General features: G+C 61.5%; 18 protein-coding genes and 4 pseudogenes. 9 read left to right on the plus strand and 13 right to left on the minus strand.

Annotation, left to right across the window (positions count from 1 at the left end; translation table 11 throughout):
• Positions 1-111 precede the first annotated feature (111 nt).
• Both ASD02_RS07035 and ASD02_RS07040 read left to right on the plus strand, forming a co-directional pair.
• Positions 112-594 carry a hypothetical protein gene (locus ASD02_RS07035; RefSeq protein ID WP_225968553.1) on the plus strand — a complete coding sequence of 161 codons (483 nt, stop codon included), beginning with the start codon at positions 112-114 and terminating at the stop codon, positions 592-594.
• Positions 595-755: 161 nt separating this feature from the next.
• On the plus strand, positions 756-2,072 hold the full coding sequence (locus ASD02_RS07040; protein ID WP_057212730.1) for a hemolysin family protein: 1,317 nt from the start codon (positions 756-758) through the stop codon (positions 2,070-2,072).
• 158 nt (positions 2,073-2,230) lie between these two features.
• Here ASD02_RS07040 and ASD02_RS07045 read toward each other — a convergent pair whose 3' ends face one another.
• Genes ASD02_RS07045 through ASD02_RS07055 form a run of 3 tightly spaced genes read right to left on the minus strand, consistent with a single transcriptional unit; the run spans position 2,231 to position 6,023 of the window.
• The gene (locus ASD02_RS07045) at positions 2,231-3,277 is read right to left on the minus strand and encodes a glutathione synthase (RefSeq protein WP_025429726.1); all 1,047 of its coding nucleotides are present in this window, start codon (positions 3,275-3,277) and stop codon (positions 2,231-2,233) included.
• A gap of 8 nt (positions 3,278-3,285) precedes the next feature.
• Positions 3,286-5,202 (minus strand): flavohemoglobin expression-modulating QEGLA motif protein, encoded by a 1,917-nt coding sequence (locus ASD02_RS07050; protein WP_025429727.1) that lies wholly within the window; start codon positions 5,200-5,202, stop codon positions 3,286-3,288.
• Entirely contained in the window at positions 5,199-6,023 is an 825-nt protein-coding gene (locus tag ASD02_RS07055; protein ID WP_025429728.1) for an N-formylglutamate amidohydrolase, read from the minus strand. Before ASD02_RS07055 ends, ASD02_RS07050 begins: the two co-directional genes overlap by 4 nt.
• Before the next feature lie 242 nt (positions 6,024-6,265).
• On the opposite strand from ASD02_RS07055, the gene ASD02_RS36745 reads away from it, so the two are divergent.
• On the plus strand, positions 6,266-6,421 hold the full coding sequence (locus ASD02_RS36745) for a DUF3309 family protein (protein WP_038577999.1): 156 nt from the start codon (positions 6,266-6,268) through the stop codon (positions 6,419-6,421).
• Between the two features lie 29 nt (positions 6,422-6,450).
• Positions 6,451-7,467, plus strand: a complete 1,017-nt coding sequence (locus ASD02_RS07060) for a DNA topoisomerase IB (RefSeq protein WP_057220397.1) — start codon at positions 6,451-6,453, stop codon at positions 7,465-7,467.
• Positions 7,468-7,479: 12 nt separating this feature from the next.
• On the opposite strand, the gene ASD02_RS07065 is transcribed toward ASD02_RS07060, so the two are convergent.
• From ASD02_RS07065 to ASD02_RS07080, 5 genes are all read right to left on the minus strand, one after another.
• Entirely contained in the window at positions 7,480-7,842 is a 363-nt protein-coding gene (locus tag ASD02_RS07065; RefSeq protein ID WP_057205942.1) for a response regulator, read from the minus strand.
• Positions 7,839-11,132 (minus strand): PAS domain S-box protein, encoded by a 3,294-nt coding sequence (locus ASD02_RS07070; RefSeq protein WP_057212734.1) that lies wholly within the window; start codon positions 11,130-11,132, stop codon positions 7,839-7,841. The genes ASD02_RS07065 and ASD02_RS07070 overlap by 4 nt, the downstream gene beginning before the upstream one ends.
• A gap of 118 nt (positions 11,133-11,250) precedes the next feature.
• Complete coding sequence (locus ASD02_RS07075) at positions 11,251-12,321, minus strand: putative zinc-binding metallopeptidase (RefSeq protein WP_025429732.1); 1,071 nt, start codon at positions 12,319-12,321, stop codon at positions 11,251-11,253.
• A 42-nt stretch (positions 12,322-12,363) separates the two neighbouring features.
• Positions 12,364-12,549: a hypothetical protein gene (locus ASD02_RS38010; protein ID WP_128090568.1), complete on the minus strand. Its 186-nt coding sequence runs from the start codon at positions 12,547-12,549 to the stop codon at positions 12,364-12,366.
• 155 nt (positions 12,550-12,704) lie between these two features.
• Entirely contained in the window at positions 12,705-12,905 is a 201-nt protein-coding gene (locus ASD02_RS07080; RefSeq protein WP_025429734.1) for a CsbD family protein, read from the minus strand.
• Positions 12,906-13,110: 205 nt separating this feature from the next.
• On the opposite strand from ASD02_RS07080, the gene ASD02_RS07085 reads away from it, so the two are divergent.
• Both ASD02_RS07085 and ASD02_RS07090 read left to right on the plus strand, forming a co-directional pair.
• Positions 13,111-13,818 (plus strand): YetF domain-containing protein, encoded by a 708-nt coding sequence (locus ASD02_RS07085; protein ID WP_025429735.1) that lies wholly within the window; start codon positions 13,111-13,113, stop codon positions 13,816-13,818.
• A gap of 86 nt (positions 13,819-13,904) precedes the next feature.
• Entirely contained in the window at positions 13,905-14,597 is a 693-nt protein-coding gene (locus ASD02_RS07090) for an aspartate/glutamate racemase family protein (RefSeq protein WP_200951664.1), read from the plus strand.
• Between the two features lie 90 nt (positions 14,598-14,687).
• On the opposite strand, the gene ASD02_RS07095 is transcribed toward ASD02_RS07090, so the two are convergent.
• On the minus strand, positions 14,688-15,701 hold the full coding sequence (locus tag ASD02_RS07095; protein ID WP_057212736.1) for a 1-aminocyclopropane-1-carboxylate deaminase: 1,014 nt from the start codon (positions 15,699-15,701) through the stop codon (positions 14,688-14,690).
• Positions 15,702-15,860: 159 nt separating this feature from the next.
• On the opposite strand from ASD02_RS07095, the gene ASD02_RS07100 reads away from it, so the two are divergent.
• Positions 15,861-16,325 carry an Lrp/AsnC ligand binding domain-containing protein gene (locus ASD02_RS07100; protein ID WP_057212738.1) on the plus strand — a complete coding sequence of 155 codons (465 nt, stop codon included), beginning with the start codon at positions 15,861-15,863 and terminating at the stop codon, positions 16,323-16,325.
• A gap of 73 nt (positions 16,326-16,398) precedes the next feature.
• Here the strand turns inward: ASD02_RS07100 and ASD02_RS07105 are convergent.
• The 3 genes and pseudogenes from ASD02_RS07105 to ASD02_RS39555 form a co-directional block, all read right to left on the minus strand.
• The coding region (locus ASD02_RS07105) for a type II toxin-antitoxin system VapC family toxin (protein ID WP_156408369.1) at positions 16,399-16,742 on the minus strand (344 nt) is incomplete at its 5' end.
• 1 nt (position 16,743) lies between these two features.
• A pseudogene (locus tag ASD02_RS07110) lies at positions 16,744-16,924 on the minus strand (type II toxin-antitoxin system VapC family toxin); the annotation flags it as partial.
• A gap of 96 nt (positions 16,925-17,020) precedes the next feature.
• Positions 17,021-17,133, minus strand: a pseudogene (locus ASD02_RS39555) (type II toxin-antitoxin system VapB family antitoxin); the annotation flags it as partial.
• Positions 17,134-17,174: 41 nt separating this feature from the next.
• On the opposite strand from ASD02_RS39555, the pseudogene repC reads away from it, so the two are divergent.
• Both repC and ASD02_RS07125 read left to right on the plus strand, forming a co-directional pair.
• Positions 17,175-17,315, plus strand: a pseudogene (gene repC / locus ASD02_RS39560) (replication initiation protein RepC); the annotation flags it as partial.
• Positions 17,316-18,052: 737 nt separating this feature from the next.
• Positions 18,053-18,259, plus strand: a complete 207-nt coding sequence (locus ASD02_RS07125) for a cold-shock protein (RefSeq protein WP_057220938.1) — start codon at positions 18,053-18,055, stop codon at positions 18,257-18,259.
• Positions 18,260-18,366: 107 nt separating this feature from the next.
• Here ASD02_RS07125 and ASD02_RS07130 read toward each other — a convergent pair.
• Positions 18,367-18,988: pseudogene (locus tag ASD02_RS07130) on the minus strand (integrase); the annotation flags it as partial.

The raw sequence follows: 18,988 nt of genomic DNA on the forward strand, positions 1-18,988 counted from the left end.
CTGTCGATCAGCCGTCAGCCGAGCGGGGAAGTAACCTCGCGGGCAATTGGAGTCATGATTTTGTTTTCAAGAGTTTTTCTGCCTGCCCTTGCCGTCCTCGCCGTTTCAGGCGTGCCCGCAGCCTTTGCATCCGAAGATGTCGCGGCCTTTTATGACGGCGCCCTCTGCAACCCGCCCTACACGATGCAATCGGCAACCGAGTTCTATGACGCCGCCGAGAAGCTGGTGAAACCCGATACGTCGCTGCTGACGGCCTATGTCTACAAGCTGCCGTCCGACATCGGGCGTGATGGCTTTAAGACGAATGAGGTTATCTTCGCCGGCAGCTCCGTCGGCGTGCTGATCGAAGGCGCGCGTGCGGACGAATTGGCGGCCCGCTACCAGCTGGAGCGCGAAAAAAGCAGCATTCTCGGCACGTCCACCAAGGGCTATGCACGGGTTCTGCCCGATGCCGAACAGCCGACAGCGGAGATGGGCATCGTGTCGATCGTTGCCCGCGAAAGCGAAGCCATTCCCGGCAAGACCTTGCTCGCCTGCGAGTTCGTTTCGCATGCGGATCTGGAGGCGCTCAAGAATCTTGAAGGCGGCAACTAGGACGAAGCGATACGCCCGGCCGACAGGGCCGTCCGGGCGCATTCCGGGATGCGGGCGAAGTCACAAAGATCGCCTGCGTCCCGTCTGACGTGTACGGCAAGAGCATGTTAGGCTGATCGCATTTTCAACAATGCGAGGCGCGACGCGCCCGAAGGGAGACCATGTCCGGCTCGGATGGCAGTATGTTCGACTATCTCGGGATACTGGCCGTATTTCTGCTCGTTGCCGCCAACGGCTTTTTTGTTGCGGCCGAATTCTCGCTGGTTTCCGTCCGCCGCAGCCGCGTGACCGAATTGGTGGCACAGGGGCGAATGAACGCCAGTGCGCTCCAGCATGCCGTCGACAATCTCGACGCCAACCTGGCCGCCACTCAGCTCGGCATTACCATATCGTCGCTGGCGCTCGGCTGGGTGGGCGAGCCCGCTCTGGCGCATCTGATCCAGCCGCTGCTGAGCGGCCTGCCGATGGCATGGGCCTCGTTCGGTTCGCATGCGATCGCGGTCGCGATTTCGTTCATCATCATCACCGCGCTTCATATCGTGCTCGGAGAACTGGCGCCGAAGAGCCTGGCGCTGCAGCGCAGCGAGGGAACGGCCCTTGCGGTCGTGCGTCCGCTCGGATTTTTCCTGTTTCTGTTGCGTCCGGCGATTCTGGCTCTCAACGGCCTCGGCAATCTCGTGCTTCGACTGGTCGGTCTGCGGCCCGGCACCGGCGAGGCGTCGATGCATTCGCCCACCGAACTGAAGCTGCTTGTCGCCCAAAGCCAGGAGGCCGGTCTCCTCGATGTTGCCCAGCAGGAACTGGTCGAACGGATCTTCAACATCGGCGACCGGCGGATTTCCGATTTCATGACCCCGCGTATGGAAATCGACTGGATCGATGCAGACGACACGCGGGAGGAAATCTTGCGCACCATCAGGGATTGTCACCATGAGCAGTTGCTCATCGGCCGAGGCGGCATCGACTATCCCTTGGGCATGGTGCTGAAGAAGGATCTGCTCGATCAATTGCTCGACGGCCAGACGCTCGATCCGATGAAGGCGATGCGAGAGCCGCTGGTGCTGCACGAATCGGCGCGCGTCTTCCGTGTCCTCGAAACCTTCAAGACCGCGCCCGTCCGCCTGGCGATCATCGTCGACGAATATGGCAGCCTTGAAGGCATCATCACCCAGACCGACCTGTTGGAGGCGATTGCAGGCGACCTGCCAGATACGGAGGCGAGCGATCCTGACATCGTCACCCGCGCTGATGGTTCGCTGTTGATCGAAGGACTGATGTCGGCGCACGACGCTTTCGAGCGGCTCGGCATTCATGACCGGCCGGAGGGCGATTTTCACACCATTGCCGGCTTTGCACTGCAGATCCTCGGCCATCTTCCGCATGTCGGCGAAACCTTCGACTTCCAGGATTGGCGCTTCGAAATCATCGACATGGACGGCATGCGCATCGACAAGCTCTTGGCGTCGCGCCGGGAGTGATACCTCTGCATGTTTCCCTAAATCCTTCGATTTAAGGAAACATGCAGCAATTCAAAGTGCTACAGCGACCTTGGCGCGTCTAATAAGACGCGCGGCGCTGTAGGCCCCGCTGCCGCGGAACTCGTCTCCTGGTCGGCCAGGCGATGTGAAGGCCCATGTCAGAGCGTCGCCAACGCGCGGTTGGACAGGGCGCCGCCATAGGCCTCGCGAATGGCTACCTTGTTTTCCAGGGCAATCACGATCTCTTCGGCGAAATCGATCGCATGCAGGGCCCGAATGGATTGCAGACCACCGGGTGTGAAGACATTGATCTCCAGGATCTTGTCGCCGACGATATCCAGGCCCACCAGGAACATGCCATCGTCGATCAGTTTGGGCCGTAGCTTTTCAGCAATCGCCAGTATGGCCGGGGTAATGGTTGCCGCCTGGGCGGTGCCGCTCGCGTGGATGTTGGACCGCACCTCGCCCTTGGCCGGAACCCGTCGAAAAGCGGCATAGACGTCGTCGCGAACGAGCGGGCGGCCGTTCATCAGGAAAAGCCGGATGTCGCCTGCCGTGGCTTCTGGCAGGTAGCTCTGGGCAATGAGATAGCCGATCTCGCTGACGGCCTCGAAGATCTGGTTGAGGTTGGCTTCCTCGCTCGACTTTATCTTGAAGACATTCCTGCCGCCTGAGCCCTGCAAGGGCTTGAGGATGACGCCGTCGCGATGATCGTCGATGAACGCGCGGATCTCTTCGATGTTCTTCGAGATCAGCGTCGTCGGGCGCACGGCCCGGGGGAAATCCTGAAAGTAAAGCTTGTTCTGCGCAAGCGACAGACCGGAGGGATCGTTGACGACGATCGCGCCGCGCTCCGAGGCGAGGCGCCCGAAGTTGGCGCCGACATTGGCGGCCCACGGCCGGCCTTCCGCATCTTCGGACGGGTCGTTGCGCAGAAACAGCACATCGATCTCGCTGATGTCGACGACGCTCATCTTCGCATCGTCGGCTTTCAAAGCCGAAATGAACGTTTCCGGCTTTTTCGGCTTCGTCCCATTGAGGCTGCGCGCCCGGATCATCAGCTTGTCGTCGGGCCGCAGGATGAAATCCGCCGGGGTGACATAACAGATCTCGTGGCCTCGGGAGAGGGCGGCAAGCGCCAGCGCCGTCGTCGTGTAGGACGCTGTCTCGGAGTCTATCGAGTTGACGAAGAAGGCTATGCGCATCGGATCTCCTACTCTGCGACCATGTCGAGCGGGGTTATTCCCCCACGCGCCCGGTCCAGCCGGGCACGTGCATGGGCGTCATCCAGAAAGATAGGGCGCACCGCCGGCGCACCCAGCAAGCCGCGCAAGCTCAACTCTTGCATGGCGGCAAAATGTGAGGCGGCGATCTTGCCCATCCAGAAGGGTTCAAGACTGCCGCCTGCGGCCAGATGGGCAAGCAGCTGAAGAAGCCCGCGCAGATAGATCGCGTCCTTCGCCAACCCGCCTCCGCGATAGATCCGCAGGACGATGTTGAAGGCGTCTGAAGGCTGAAACCGGTGCTGATCGACGAGCAGCCGATAGGTCTCCGGGAAAAGCGCACCGTTCAACATCGCCGCGCACGCAACCACACGGGCCGCGATGAGACGCAGGCGCGCCAGCGTCATGCCGCCGCTCAAATATTCGGCAAACACGGCAAGCCCTTCCTGCATGCCCTCATAGCCTGCGAGGCCTGAGCGGAAGAGCCGCAGCCCCTGCGCCGAGCCATTGAAGTAGGTCAGCAGGTGCACGCCGATTTCGTGATTGAGCAGGGCCTCGACGCGGCGCCGGCTCATGACAGTGCTGCGCGAAATCAACAGCTGGCTCCTCGACACCAGCAATCCGGCGGGAATGTCGTCGCGCAGCTCCACTGAGGCCGTGAAATCGGCATATTGCCGCTTATAGGCCGAAACCATCGTTTGCGCCCGGTTGCGAACGTAGTCGCAATCCACATTGTCAACCGCCGGTTTTTGTCCGGGCTTGCCGGTCCGCTTTTGTGTCTGCACCAGGATATCGGTGGCGACGTCGAGGAGTTTAGCCTCCACCGGACCATAGAGCGCCCGGCCGAATTCGACGAATGTGCGGCTCTCGCGGGCCGAGATCATCGAAAGCTGCAGGTCGAGCTCCTGTTGTTTCTGGCGATAGAGCGCGTAGAGCAACGGGTCCTCGAGATGCTCGAAGCTGATCGAAAAAAGCTTCTTCTTTGCGGCCTCGACTTCAAGTGTCAGCGGCCGATAGAGCAGCCGCGGACCGACTTCGTATCGGCTCGAAACAAACTCCGCCCAGGCCGCATCGGCGTTGATCGGCGTTACCGCCAGGAGGAAATCGAAACTTGAGGCAATCTCGTCTATGGCGCGGTCGGTGCGGGTCACGGTCTCGACGAAGGTTTTCCGCCCGAAGGCCCGATGCGTCGAAACGCGCGTGTCCGTCGCGCATTGGGTCGCTGCCGCCAGCGCCTTGAGACCGGCATCGAAAATGTTGGCAATCAGGCGTTCTCGCAGTTCCGGGTAGATCCGTCGCGTGCCCGGTTCGCGATAGATCGGCGCAAATCGCACGCTGATGTGGGGGAACGCCGTCAGCGTTTTGCCGTTGGCGTCTTGCGGCGGTGGCGACAGCAGGTTCATGTGGGCGGTGCGAAACTTGCCCTCGATCGTGCTGACGGAGCCGAGGAAGGCATTCGCGGCTGCCTCAGCAGCCGGGTCCTCGCCAGCGGTGACTTCGATCGTGAAAAGCGGCAGATAGGGCGCGTCCTTGGCGGGCGCCTCGTCCCGTTCGAGTTCGCCATATTCGAGCACGAAGAAAGCGCCGAGACGCTGTCGAAGCGCGCTTCCGACTGCCTCGATGACAGCGGCAGCCGCCGCGGCGTCGGGTGCCATCAGGTAGGAGGCGTTGGACTGGGTGATCTCGCGTGCCACGACGGCTTGCTTTGCCTCGGCGATAAAGACGCAGAGAAAGGGCAGCGGTCGGTCGATGTGCAGGCGCCCGCCCTCGGCAAATTCGCGCCGCACCGCCTTGCCGGCCTCAAGGCAGGCGATCACCTCGCCGAGCCACACATCATCTGGTGCCCGGTGCCCGGCTTCCTGATGATCCCGGGCGCTGTGATCCCTTGGCGTCGCTGCGCTCTTCATCGGCGCGCATCCAGCGTCTTGACGAGATCAGGCACGGTTGATGCCACTAGCGCGCGCAATGCCTCCAGCACCTCGAAATCCGGCTCGCCGGTCCATTCGTCCATGAAGAATTTCTTGAACTCGATGGCGATCGCGCAGCCCGTCTGCGGAAAGTACTCATGGATGAAACGCGTTTGTTCGCCGCGCCCCTGAAACGCGACATTCTCGCGAACGTCGAAACGCCTGCCCTGAAATTCGAAGCGGCGAAAGGTTTCGAGCAGTGTCGCGAGCACATCGGCCCAACGGTCGCGGTTCATCGAATGGGTGCCGATGTTGATCTCGGGCGCACCTTCGGGATCAGAGGGTGTGGCGGTCGACCCACCGCGCCGATGATTGTAGCTGTGCACATCCAGAACGACGAAGCTGCCATGCCGCCGCTCGATCGACAGCAGCATCGATCGCAGCATGCGATAATATTCGTCATGCAAGACGAGTGAGCCCTCGTGAAGTTCATGAGGAAGCGCGTCTCGCCAGACCGTAAGCCCCCAGGCCTGTAAGGGGTCGACATAAACCGCACCGTCGCGGGCACGGTTGAGATCAACCTCGAAGCGCGAGCGATGCACGATCACCCGGTTCACCAGATCCTGAATGATATAGGCCGTGTAGGGATCCTCCTCCCGCAGCCGTGCTTCATCGGCAAGGGCTATCAGCGACCGCAGATCGGCGCGCAGGCCGTGCCCGTCGTGTATCGCCGTAGCGACGACGGGACTGTCACCGCGATGCACGGTCCACCAGCTGTCTTCATCGAAGTCCTGTCGTTTATCACCTGTTCGATCAAGCATATTCGGGTCCCGTTCCTCCCTCGTCGATGGACCTGTGGTCTGGCTACAATTCGCGAGAGAACGGTTCGGTTCCAAACGCTGCGCAATTCGCATCGGGACGAGAGGTGCAGGGAGCATGCCGATGGCGGTCACACTGGGACGGTCGCGGCTCGTTGCGTCTTGGCTGCTGCACGGGCGACGGAACCAATGCGCCTCCGCCGCATTTTCCCAACACGTTACAACGCACTAGGGAAGGTGGAGCCATGCTTGGAACCATTCTGCTTATCGTATTGATTCTGCTGCTGATCGGTGCGTTTCCGAGTTGGCCGCATTCGACCAATTGGGGCTATGGCCCATCGGGCATATTGGGCGTTCTGCTCGTCGTTCTCTTGGTCCTCCTGCTCATGGGACGGATCTGACGGTGGCGTAAACCTTGTTATCCGTGTCGATGGAACCCGACCTCATCTACGTCACCGACGCCGATCCGGGCATAAGGCGCTACCGGAAGGGAAAGCGCTTCAGCTATCGCCTTCCGGACGGCTCGACCCTCAAGGATCCGGACACCCGAGCGCGTATTGCAGCGCTCGGCCTGCCACCCGCCTATGAGCGTGTCTGGATCTGTCCCAAGCAGAACGGGCACCTGCAGGCGACCGGCTTCGATGCGCGCGGGCGAAAGCAGTACCGCTACCATGATGCCTGGCAGGAAATGCGCAATCACGCCAAGTTCGATCAGTTGATCGACTTCGCCACGGCCCTGCCGAAAATTCGCCGGACCCTTCGCCGCCATATGGATGGGCCGCTTGACGATGCTCGCACCGTGCTCGCCGCCATTTCGACACTGCTCGATCAGGCGAGCCTGCGCGTCGGCAACGCCGCCTATGTCGAGGAAAACGGCACCTATGGCGCAACGACGCTTTTGAAACGGCATCTCAAGCTGCGCGATGAGGGCATCGAGCTTCGCTTCATGGGCAAGGGCGGCAAGCGTGTCGTTCGCCGGCTGCGTAGTCCGCGGCTGCAACGGTTGCTCGAAGATATTGCCGACCTGCCCGGACGCCAGCTTTTCGTCAGCAGGGACGCGAACGGTGATCTGCATCCGATCGATTCCGGTAGGCTCAATCGCTATCTCGCCGACATCTCCGGTGCACCGATCTCGGCCAAGACATTTCGCACCTGGGCGGGAAGCGTCGCCGCTTTTGCCGAGGCGCGGCTGACGCTGGCGGAGGGGCGGCGCCCCTCGGTCAAGCGGATGTGCGAGGCAGCAGCCGACGTGTTGCACAACACCCCGGCTGTCTGCCGCAAGAGCTATGTTCACCCAGATATCATCGCCCTTGCCGACAGCGAGAGCAAAATTAACCTGCGGCGGCTTGAGGCGCTGCCAAGGCAAAGCAGCCTGTTGCGTGCCGAGGAGGATCGCCTGCTGCGGTTCCTCCAATACGCCGCGCGCGCGAAGAGGCGTGCGACCTGAGTTGGGTCGGCATCATTTGCCGGCCAGCAGGCCCTCAACTGTGCGGATGAGGTCCCGGCTGTTGAACGGCTTGGAAAGGCGGGGAAGGTTGCGATACTGCTCGGGAAGGTCGGAGGCGGCGTAGCCGGTCAGCAACAGCACCGGAACGCCGCGGGCCAGCAGCTCGTCTGCCACGGGATAGACGAACTCACCGTTGAGATTGACATCGAGCGTCGCTGCCTGCGGTGTCTCCCGCTTTGCCGCGGCGATCGAGCTGCGCAGGCTGGTGAAGGGGCCGATAACATCGAAACCCGCGGCCTGCAGGTCGTCCTGGATCTGTATCGCCAGCAGATACTCGTCCTCGACAACAAAGACGCTCCGTTGTCCGCCATTCATCGTTCAGCACCTGCGGCGTAGGGCATGTGGATCGTGTACCTCAAACCGCTCTTTGCAAAATCCAGTTCGACGTCGGCGCCGAGGTCGGAGCCGACGACGCGTTCCAGCAGCAGCCGGCCAAAACCGTTTCTGGAAGGCGGGGCGACTACGGGACCACCGGTTTCACACCAGTCGATGTGAAGCGCCTTGTTGGCCCGATCCAGGCTCCAGCTGACGTCGACATGCCCGCTTTCCACCGAAAGCGCGCCATGCTTGGCGGCGTTGGTTGCGAGCTCATGGGCCGCCATGCCAAGGGCCAGAGCGTGCCGTGGCGAGAGCATGATCGCCGGTCCGCCGAAGGAGACGTTGCCGGCGTTTTCGTTCTTGTAGGGCGCAAGCTCATCGCAAAGGATCGTTTCCAGCGAAACGCCGGCCCAGGTTGCTTCCGCGAGCCGGGTATGCGTCTGGGCGAGAGCCCGGATGCGCGCATGAAACGACTGCTCGGCCTCCTTGCGGTCGGGGGTCATGGCGAAGGACTGGCGGGCGATCGAGGTGACGGTCGCGAGCGTGTTCTTGACACGGTGGCTGAGTTCGGCAACCAGCAGATTGCGCTGCGCCTCGGCGTCCTTGCGTTCGGTAATGTCCATGCAGACGCCGGCGAGGCGCAGCGAGGAGGGTCCTGCGCCTTGCAGAAAACGGCCGAACGCCTCCAGCCAGCGAATGGATCCATCGGGGCGGCGGATGCGATAGGATGTGTGGTAGTCCTCGCGCCTTTCGATGGCGGATTGGATCTCAAGCTCGACCATGGCGAGATCATCAGGGTGGATGTCCGCCTTGAAGTCGTCGAGCGTGCCGCCGAAACTGCCCGGCTCCAGCCCGTGAAGTGCTTCGAGGCCCGGCGACCAGATCACCTTGCCGGTGTCGAAGTTCCATTCCCAAGCCCCCATCCGGCCGGCTTCGAGCGCCATCTGCAGCCGCCGCTCGCCATCGCGCATCGCCTGTTCGGTCTCCTTGCGCTCGGTGATATCGACGAAAGCGGCAACTGCGCCTTGCGGTATGCCCCAGGCGTCGATCAGCGGCGTGGCATTGCCGAGCAGATGCCGGGACGTGCCGTCGTCAAAGCGGATCTCCTGTTCGAAGCTGCGCACCTCCTCGCCGCGCGCCGCCCGCTGGACCGGCAATTCGTCCGGCGAAAGCAACCTGTCTTGCGAATAGACCTTGAAGTGCGCGGGCCGTTCGCCGTGCGGTGCCGAGAGGGAGGGATTGCTCTCAGGCGGCAGCCGCAGCAGCTCGAACGAGCTTCTGTTGCCGCTGATGACCCGACAATCCGGGGTCCTGGCAATCCAGATCGGCGCCGGGACCGCTTCCATGAGCGCGAGCACCTCCGTCGCCCTGGCGCGTTCCTTTGCCTCGTTGTGCCGCAGCAGATCTTCGGCCCGCCGTCTCGCCTCTTCGGTCCGGATGCGCTGCACGCTGAAGCTCAGCTGGCGCGCGATGGTCTGAGCGAGGTCGACCTCGGAACCGGCGAAGTGATGCGTCGTGTCGTAGTAGGTCATGAACTTGCCGATCAGTCGGCCTGCCGAGACCAGCGGAATGAAGCCGAGAGCGCCGATGCCTTCGGTTCGAACGGCTGCGCGCAACTCATCCGAGATGTCGGCCAGGCCAATATCTTCGATGAAGATCGGGTTGGGATCCTGCGCCTCCGCGCTCCATGGCGTGTGGCCGTCGACGGCGAGGCGATAGCGTTCCGAAAGTCCGCGGGAGGCGACAAAACGCATGGTGCCGGTCTCGTCGATGAGCAGGATCGATGCCCGGCTGCAGCGCAGCGCCGATTGAATGGCGTCGAGCGCAGCCTCATAGACGGCAGCGATCGACCGCGCACGGTGCACTCGCTCGGTAAACTGATAGAGCGAGGCCTGCTCGCGCAGGCGCTCGGAAAGCACCAGCTCGGCTGCCTTGCGTTCGCTGATATCGCGGGCAATCTTCGAAGCGCCGACGACACGCCCCTCGTTATCGAGGATCGGCGATATCGTCAGCGATATGTCGATGAGGGTGCCATCCTTGCGTTGCCGTCTCGTCTCATAGTGATCGACGCGTTCGCCTTTGCGGATCCGGTCTAGGATCTGCATTTCCTCGTCTTCATGGCCCTTCGGAATGAGGCGCATGATCGGGGTTCCCACCATCTCCTGCACGCTGTATCCGAACAGTGCCTCGGCGCCCCTGTTCCAGCTGGTGACGACGCCGTTCAGGTCCTTGCTGACAATGGCATCATCAGAGGATTCGACGATCGATGCGAGATGGCGGGCGGAAAGCTCGGCAATCCGGCGGCTTTCGCTTTGTTTTTGGCTGTCGGCAAGCAGTCGAGCGTTGTCGATGGCGATGGCCGCTTGGGCGGCGATGGCAACGACGATGTCCTCGGAGCCGCGGGTGAAGACACCCGGTGCGTCATGGCCGAAGAACAATCCCCCGAGCACGGCCCCGGAGCGGGCGATCACCGGAACGGCGAGGTAGCTGACAACGGGCAGATGCCCCGGCGGCATGCCGAGATGCGGCTCGCTCAACCCGTAGCGCGGGTCTTTGCGGATATCGTCGCTGCGCACGACCCTTTCGCCGTTGAAGGTCGGCGCGAACACTGCCGTCTTGCGCGGCGGGCCGAATTTTTCGAACGCTTCCCGCGGTGCGCCGGACAGGGTGAAGAGTTGAAAATGCTCACCGGTCTCGTCGACGACATTGTAGAAGAACGCACCGAATTTCGCGCCGCTGAGTTCCGTGGCGCTGTCGGTCACGGTCTGGACGATATGCTCGATATCGAGGTCGCTGGCTAAAAGCCTGGAGATGCGATCGAGCGCCTGAATGCGGTCGGTCTTGGCGCGCAGTTCCTCTTCCGCCGCCTTGTGCTTGCCGATGTCGATGAGGACATTGACGGCGCCGATCATCTCGCCTTCGGCATCGAAGATCGGTGTCGGGTAAGGAAGCACCGCCACCATTGTCCCATCGGGACGCGCGACGGTCAATTCCTCGCCACGAACGGCGCGCTTGCTGAGGAGCGCCTCGGCCATCGGGCATTGATCGGTCGGCAGCACCGTGCCGTCAGGTCGATGCAGGCGCCAACAGACGCACCAGCGGTCCGCATTGAGGCGTGGTTCGCGTCCCGCCAACTCCGCCGCAGCGCGATTGAAATAGGTGACGACCCCGGCCGCATCCGTGGTGTAGATCGCGATCGGAAGGCTGTCGAGGACAGCTCTCGATTCGATCGTCTGCGATCCCGCTGCTCCCGCCAGCGCTGCCGCCAATGCTTCTGCGCCGCTCATAATTCCCTCCGCAAGCGCTTGCTAACGCAGGGCAACGCGGCGCGATGCGATTTTGTTCCGCTTGCATCCTGTCCAACGCGGCTCGGTGATCACGCCCCAGCGTCAAATCCGGAGGCCTTTACCGGCTCGAAGTGGCGGCGCCGAGGATCAGCCGGTTGATGAAATCCAGCTTCTGGATAACCGGCTGCGACAGAACGAAGGGATAGCTGTCGGGCTGGCCCATCGACCGCTGGATGGCGTTGAGCGCAACGCTGAGCGGCACCCACGCCTCGACAAGCACGCCTGCGCTCGGCTCCCGATAGGGATCGAAGGGGATTTCGGCCTCGAGCGTATCATGCCCGATCGGATCGAGGACCATGCCGAAGGCGCGCCCGGTCTCCAAGGCGTCGACGATGTGGAAGAGATGGGCCCAGCACTCGGCGAAATCCTCTGACGGATGGGCACTCGCATAGGGGCTGATGAACCGTTCCTGCCAGTCGTCGGGAGGGCCTTGATAGTAGTGGCGTTGCAGTGCTGCCGCATAGTCCTGTGTCTCATCGCCGAACAGTGCGCGCGCCTCGATCCTTGTCGCCTCGTCAGCGACGAGTTTCTGCCAGTAGAAGTGACCGATCTCGTGGCGAAAGTGCCCGAGCAGCGAGCGGTAAGGCTCGTTCATCGATACTCGCACGCTTTCGCGAACGACGTCCTCCGCCTCGGAGGCGCGCAGACTGATCATTCCATTCTTGTGGCCCGTTCGGGCAGGTACGGTGTTGCCGTAGGTATCGACGGTGTCGGCGAGGAATTCGAACGCCAGCCCGTTCTGCGGATCCTGCTCGCGGGTGGGATGCGGCAGCCGCCAGCGCAACAACGAATAGAACAGATGACGCTGTGCCAGGCCTATTCTGCGCCAGCGCTCAAGGCCGACGCCGTCGATTGTCGGCACGATGGTGTTGTGACGACAGGCGACGCAGTAGCGATCGGGCTGATCGGCCGGCACCAGCCAATGGCAGACATCGATGACGGCATTGTCGCAGAAGCGAAAGGTCCGCGATCCGCCGCCGTGGACCTGCCACAGTCCGTCGTCGAGTGGCACCAGCGCGTGCATCGCCACATCGCCTGGATCGAACCCGAGGGTCGATCCACAGCGCATGCAGCTGCGGTTTTCAAAATGGATCGTCTGACCGCAGGCGCTACACTGGAAGAGCCGCATTCTTTCTCCTTGCAGGGGTTCTCCGGTCTTCGAAAGATGCTCTCATGTACAGCTTTTGCGTGCTTTCATGGCGGCATCCAGGGCCTGCCGCGACGGGCCATATTTCTCAAACAAGGGCCGGGCTTCGAGCGGCGGCAGATCATAGGCGCGGATGAATTCGGTCAGATCATAGATCTTGCTCCAGCCGTATACCACGTCTCTTTGAGCCACGGGCCGGTTCTCTTGCACGGGTCTTCCCATCGTTGTCGGATTTCTCCCTGGGGTCATGATGCGGCCACTGTTGCGGCCACGCCAACAACCCGGCTGGCCTGACAAAGTTCCATTTCCGTCGTGCTCTCAGAAAAAAACCCCGCCGGAGCGGGGTTTCTGAAATCGTTGAACGGTCAGAGCTGACGTCCATACCATTCGTCGATATCGCGGCGAGCGCGGTCCTTTTCGATGCCGTAGCGTTCCTGGATCTTGCCTTCGAGCTGATCCCGCTTGCCGGCGATCTGATCGAGGTCGTCGTCGGTGAGCTTGCCCCACTGTTCCTTGACCTTGCCCTTGAACTGCTTCCAGTTGCCTTCAACACGATTCCAATCCATCTGCGAATCTCCTGACGTTGTGGTTGCGCTGATAGGCAAACGCCTCGTGTCGGCTTTGGTTCATTCATGGCGGCAAAAAGTTCGGGACGGCGATGACGCCGCACGCGCCCGGGCCGCACTTCGCTCTCGCCTTTCTCATCCAGCGCTACAGATAGAAAACGAGCAACCGTCAGCGCCTCCCGGCGCCTTGTGGAGGAGTGTTCCCATGAATGAGCCGTTCGTGGCTTTCGATCTCGGCAGGATGATGATCGGCGACGAGCCGCCGCTTTTCCTGCTCGAGATCGCGCTGAGGACGCTGATCATCTACGCCTACACGCTGTTCCTGATCCGATGGATCGGCAGCCGGTCGATCGGCCAGCTCTCGCTGGTGGAGTTCCTGCTGGTGATCGCGCTTGGCTCTGCGGTTGGCGATGCGATGTTCTATCCCGACGTTCCGCTCGTCCATTGCATCGTCGTCATCACCGTGGTCGTGCTGCTGGACAAGTCGTTGAGCTACATCGTTGCTCGCAACCGAAAGCTCGAGGACGTGATCGAGGGCGTCAGCGTCGAGGTGGTGCGCGATGGCGCAATCCTCTGGAAGGCGCTGAAGCGGCTGAACGTTGGCCACGACGAGCTGTTCGAGCAGCTCCGCCTGAAGCAGGTGCGGCATCTCGGACAGGTGCGGGCCGCCTATTTCGAAACCAACGGGCTGCTGTCGGTTTTCACCTTCGATGAGCCGTCGACCAGGCAGGGGCTGTTGATCGAGCCGCCCTGGGACGTCAGCAAGCCGACGCAGTTCCGGTCCGGATCCGCCGTTCGTGAGAAACGCCGTCTTGCCTGCGTGCAGTGCGCCGAAGTCCTCAAGCTTTCTCCGGGCGAAATGGTGCCGCCTTGTCCACGCTGCGGGGCGGAGCTCTGGCACGAGATCCATTAGCGTGTGTTGCTTGTGCGGCGGCGGATGTGGCAGAAATTAGGATCGCCGAGCTTGAGGTTTGCTCGCAATCGGGAAGGACAAGTGCATTGAAGGTCATGGGACTTATCGGCGGCATGAGTTGGGAAAGCTCTGCCCAATACTATCGTATCGTCAATCAGGAAGTCCGGGCGCGCCTGGGCGGCGTGCACTCGGCCAAGAGCCTGATGTGGTCGATGGATTTCGGTGAGATCGAGCGGTTGCAGCATATTGGCGACTGGTCGGCCCTGACGGGCGAAATGACCGATGCGGCCCGCCGCCTTGAAGCCGGCGGCGCGGATTTCCTGGTGATCTGCACCAACACCATGCACCGGATGGCCGATGCCATATCCGCAGCCGTCTCCATTCCGCTCTTGCATATTGCCGACCCGACGGCGGAGAAGATCAAGGCGCTCGGCCTCAGCCGCGTCGGATTGCTCGGCACGGCCTTCACCATGGAGCAGGATTTCTACAAGGGGCGGCTGATCGAACGGCATGGGCTGGACGTTCTGGTGCCCGGCGAAGAGGACCGGAAAACCGTCCACGACATTATCTACAAGGAGCTCGTTGTCGGCCGTGTCGAGGACGCGTCGCGCGACGCCTACCGTCAGGTCATTCAGCGACTGGCGGAACGCGGCGCCCAGGCGATCATCATGGGCTGCACCGAGATCATGCTGTTGATCTCCCAAGCCGACAGCCCCGTTCCGGTTTTCGACACCACCGAACTCCATGCGCTTGCGGCGGTCGATCGCGCTCTCGCCTGAATTGATGTCCTCTTGTCCACGGCCGGACAGTCCTGCCCGGCCGTAGCGCTCGAAGCGGTGGGTCGAGATACCCGGCGGCCGGCGGAGATATCAGCCGTTGCGGAAGGTGTAGCCGTAGCCGTTGAGCGCTGGGGCGCCGCCGAGGTGGGCATAAAGAACCTTTGATCCCTCGGGAAAATAGCCCTTGCGAACGAGATCGATCATGCCCTGCATCGATTTGCCTTCATAGACGGGGTCGGTGATCATGCCCTCGAGGCGGGCGCAAAGCCGGATCGCCGCCTTGGTCTCGTCGGAGGGCACGCCGTAGACCGGATAGGCATAATCCTCGAGCAGCACCACGTCCTCTTCGGTGAGATCGGTGCCGAGCTCGACCAACTCGGCGGTCCCGCGAGCAATGTCGAGAACCTGTGCTTTTGTCTGCGCCGGGGTGAACGAGGCGTCGATGCCGATGACCTGCCGCTGGCGGCCGTCCTTGGCAAAGCCCACCAGCATGCCGGCATGGGTCGAGCCGGTGACGGTGCAGACGACGATGTAGTCGAACTTGAAGCCAAGCTCTTCCTCCTGCGCACGCACCTCCTCGGCAAAGCCGACATAGCCCAGCCCACCGAACTTGTGCACGGAGGCGCCGGCGGGGATGGCGTAGGGCTTGCCGCCACGCGCTTTCACGTCCTCGATCGCAGCCTCCCAGCTTTGGCGGATGCCGATGTCGAAACCTTCATCGACCATCTGGACCTCGGCGCCCATGATACGGCTGAGCATGATGTTGCCGACGCGGTCGTAGACGGCGTCCTCGTGCGGCACCCAGCTCTCCTGCACCAACCGGCATTTGAACCCGATCTTGGCGGCAACGGCGGCGATCATGCGCGTGTGGTTCGATTGAACGCCTCCGATCGACACCAGCGTATCGGCTCCGGAGCTGAGCGCATCCGGAATGATATATTCCAGCTTGCGCAGCTTGTTGCCGCCGAAGGCGAGGCCGGAATTGCAGTCGTCTCTCTTGGCGTAGATCTCGACCTGACCGCCCAGATGGCCCGAGAGCCGGTCGAGTTTCTCGATATGCGTCGGCCCGAAGGTGAGCGGGTAACGTTCGAATTTTTCCAGCATGTTGTTCCCTTCCTTCTGTTTTGAAAGTCAGGAAACGCTACCACCCATCACGTGGAAGGTGCTCTCTAATCTCATGCAAAGATTTTGCATTTGCCCCGGCGAATTGCATAAGATCACAGATTACATCCGCATATCACGACGAATAAGGAAGATTCTTCCATGCAAGGTGAACTCGATCGTATCGATCTCAAGATGCTGCGCCTGCTGCAGAAGAACGGCCGGCTGACCAATGCGGAGCTGGCGCAAATGGTCGATGTCAGTGCTGCGACATGCCACCGACGGACGCAGAGGCTGTTCGAGGAAGGTTACATCAGCAATGTGCGTGCGCTTGTGGCGCCGCAGAAGGTCGATCGCGGCGCGCTGGTCATGGTCGGCGTGGTGCTCGATCGCTCGACGCCGGAGAGTTTTCGCGAATTTGAAAAGGCGGTCGAGAAGCTGAAGTTCATCCTCGACTGTCATCTCGTTGCCGGCGACTTCGACTACTTCTTGAAAATTCGCGTGGGTGACATGACCGATTTCAATCGGATCCACGGGACGCAGCTGATCGCGCTGCCGGGCGTCCGCCAGACAAGGACGTTCTTCGTGATGAAGGAAGTGGTCGACAACGCCGCCCTCGATTTTTGAACGGTCGGCGCGATCGACCCCGGGCTAGGGGCTCCGCTCACCGTTTGTGTGCGACGACCCCGCTCGTCGTTTGTCATGCTGCCTCTATGTCTGTGCGCGAGAAATCGTCACCATTGAAGAGCAATGGCTCGTTGCGCGACTTGGCCAGCGCATAGGAAAAACAGTCCCCAAAATTCAGGCTCGCCGGGTGCCGGCCCTTGCCAAAGYTGCGCCAGGCACGTCTTGCAATAGCAATCTGTTCCGCGTCGACAGCGACGACTTCGACACCCGCTTTGTAGRGCCATAGATCGAGCTCGGCAGCGCCCGCCTCGCCGAGGCGAGCCTCGATCACGATGGACAGTTCAAGAATTGTCGCAGCTGAAATGAAACGCCGCGGAGCCGCGCTGTTAAGCTTGTGCGCACTAGTCGCGGATCGAANGCCATAGATCGAGCTCGGCAGCGCCCGCCTCGCCGAGGCGAGCCTCGATCACGATGGACAGTTCAAGAATTGTCGCAGCTGAAATGAAACGCCGCGGAGCGTCGACTACTTTTTGCTCGTAGGTTTCTGCGTCCGGTTCGTTGAACGCGATCGCAACAATTGCTGATGTGTCGACCATCAGTTGGGAAGGCCGTTTTCGTCATACCCCAAAATCTCATCGGCAGAGCGCTTATCCAGCACCGGGAGCTTCGCCCAGCGTTTACGGCTCGCCGCCAGNCAGTTGGGAAGGCCGTTTTCGTCATACCCCAAAATCTCATCGGCAGAGCGCTTATCCAGCACCGGGAGCTTCGCCCAGCGTTTACGGCTCGCCGCCAGTTCCTCGAGAAGCACTTCGCGATTTCCGGCATTTGCGAGGCGCCGCAGCCGCTCTTGCGGCCGCGACGATGGCCTGCATTCTCGAGAGGGCAGGGCACATCAACTCGGCCGGCGGKTATCTTCGCAATCTGACGGACAAGGCGCGGCGAGGGGAGTTTTCGCTCGGACCGGTGCTGATGGCTCTATTGCGGGCGAACCCGGTGATTGCTCGAAGCTTATCTTCGCAATCTGACGGACAAGGCGCGGCGAGGGGAGTTTTCGCTCGGACCGGTGCTGATGGCTCTATTGCGGGCGAACCCGGTGATTGCTCGAAGCGCCTAGCGAACGGCTCTTTGGAGGGCAGCAACCTGAAGCTTCTCGCTACCCCGGCGARTCTGTCGTAGTCGCTTGCGTTGTCGCCAATAGAGTCATATAYTTTGCACAATAAATGAGTTAYTCGATATGGCGGAATGATCATGCCTCAGGTTCTGAAATCTCTAGAGCAAAGCGGTCCCCTGGTCCTGTCCTATATGGATCGCTCGGGAAAGATCGCTGTGGAACGGGTCGCAACCGGCTTCGGCNGCCTCAGGTTCTGAAATCTCTAGAGCAAAGCGGTCCCCTGGTCCTGTCCTATATGGATCGCTCGGGAAAGATCGCTGTGGAACGGGTCGCAACCGGCTTCGGCGGCGCATCGGCGCAATAAGCGCGTCTTGTTCTTGCAGCCATAATACGTCGGCTCTACCGTGCTTACAGCAAAGGTAAGCAACCAAGACCCGGAATTTAGGTCCGGTGGGATAGACGCGATATAGCGGGACCGCCGGCTGTTGGCTGCGTTCGGCCAAGACACGACAGCTCGCATGACTTTCCGTTGACGCCGGAACCGTCTACTAATGTGAGCGCACCAGTGTCATTCGAGCCTATCAGTCCGACAGGACAATGATCAAAGGAGGATACTTTGGCAACCGGTACGGTAAAATGGTTCAACACAACAAAAGGCTTCGGTTTCATCCAGCCGGATGACGGAACTGCCGATGTGTTCGTCCACATTTCCGCGGTGGAGCGAGCTGGTCTACGCGGACTCAACGACGGCCAGAAGATTACCTATGAGCTGGTGAAAGACCGCAAGTCCGGCAAGATGTCAGCCGACAACCTCCAGACCTGAGCCCATTGCGATTCTGCAGCTTACTGCATGCAGTGTTTGTTCTGCTCCAGCGGTGCCTCTGGCCGGACGTCCAGGACCACACGCCTCCGCCGGTATGACCGGCGCTTTCAGGTGATCAGCCGGGCGGCGCGCCCCTGTTTGCGTTCCACGTCATTGTAATGTCGGGTCGAGCCCGGCATGTTTGCAGCGGCCCTTCAGGATCAGGTTGACCGACTGCGGCGTCAGCGCCCGCTGGTCGATATTCCCCCATTGGTCAATGCGTCGGAACACCGGCCCCTCTTCGATATTGGCTTCCTCCAGCCAACGTTTCAGCGCAACCACTGGCCGGCCGATCAGCAGCACATGTTCGTCGTCRTCACTCGTCGTCGTCTTCGTGCGGCCGAGCCGGATCGACAGGCAGGGGAGGGGAGGGGATTTCTCGTCGTTTGGATCTGTCCGAACCGGGTCCTCATCGTTGAGATCCTCAACGCGCAKCGCYGCCACTTCTGATCGGCGCCGTCCGCCGGAGGCGAACGCGGCCAGAAGCAGTGCACGATCGCGTAGATCGACCAGACGCTCGCCGGCGCACGCGAGCAGAAGCTTCGCCAGGATATCGCCCGTCACCGCCTTTTTGCTCTTGCGTTGCCGCGGCCGTGCACTGGCGCGAACGGCCAGTCGCAGGGCGGATTTCAGCGAAGGGCGGTCAAAGGAACCGAYGAGGCCKCGCCAACGGGTGAGAAATGCGGTTTC

This window comes from Ensifer sp. Root1252 (genome assembly GCF_001425885.1).
In the GTDB taxonomy this organism is placed as follows: Bacteria; Pseudomonadota; Alphaproteobacteria; order Rhizobiales; family Rhizobiaceae; genus Ensifer; species Ensifer canadensis.

Excerpts from the sequence above, each read along its gene's own strand:
- ASD02_RS07040 (WP_057212730.1), top strand. The coding sequence starts at position 756 with ATGTCCGGCTCGGATGGCAGTATGTTCGACTATCTCGGGATACTGGCC.
- ASD02_RS07045 (WP_025429726.1), bottom strand. The coding sequence starts at position 3,277 with ATGCGCATAGCCTTCTTCGTCAACTCGATAGACTCCGAGACAGCGTCC.
- ASD02_RS07050 (WP_025429727.1), bottom strand. The coding sequence starts at position 5,202 with ATGAAGAGCGCAGCGACGCCAAGGGATCACAGCGCCCGGGATCATCAG.
- ASD02_RS07055 (WP_025429728.1), bottom strand. The coding sequence starts at position 6,023 with ATGCTTGATCGAACAGGTGATAAACGACAGGACTTCGATGAAGACAGC.
- ASD02_RS36745 (WP_038577999.1), top strand. The coding sequence starts at position 6,266 with ATGCTTGGAACCATTCTGCTTATCGTATTGATTCTGCTGCTGATCGGT.
- ASD02_RS07060 (WP_057220397.1), top strand. The coding sequence starts at position 6,451 with ATGGAACCCGACCTCATCTACGTCACCGACGCCGATCCGGGCATAAGG.
- ASD02_RS07065 (WP_057205942.1), bottom strand. The coding sequence starts at position 7,842 with ATGAATGGCGGACAACGGAGCGTCTTTGTTGTCGAGGACGAGTATCTG.
- ASD02_RS07070 (WP_057212734.1), bottom strand. The coding sequence starts at position 11,132 with ATGAGCGGCGCAGAAGCATTGGCGGCAGCGCTGGCGGGAGCAGCGGGA.
- ASD02_RS07075 (WP_025429732.1), bottom strand. The coding sequence starts at position 12,321 with ATGCGGCTCTTCCAGTGTAGCGCCTGCGGTCAGACGATCCATTTTGAA.
- ASD02_RS07080 (WP_025429734.1), bottom strand. The coding sequence starts at position 12,905 with ATGGATTGGAATCGTGTTGAAGGCAACTGGAAGCAGTTCAAGGGCAAG.
- ASD02_RS07085 (WP_025429735.1), top strand. The coding sequence starts at position 13,111 with ATGAATGAGCCGTTCGTGGCTTTCGATCTCGGCAGGATGATGATCGGC.
- ASD02_RS07095 (WP_057212736.1), bottom strand. The coding sequence starts at position 15,701 with ATGCTGGAAAAATTCGAACGTTACCCGCTCACCTTCGGGCCGACGCAT.
- ASD02_RS07100 (WP_057212738.1), top strand. The coding sequence starts at position 15,861 with ATGCAAGGTGAACTCGATCGTATCGATCTCAAGATGCTGCGCCTGCTG.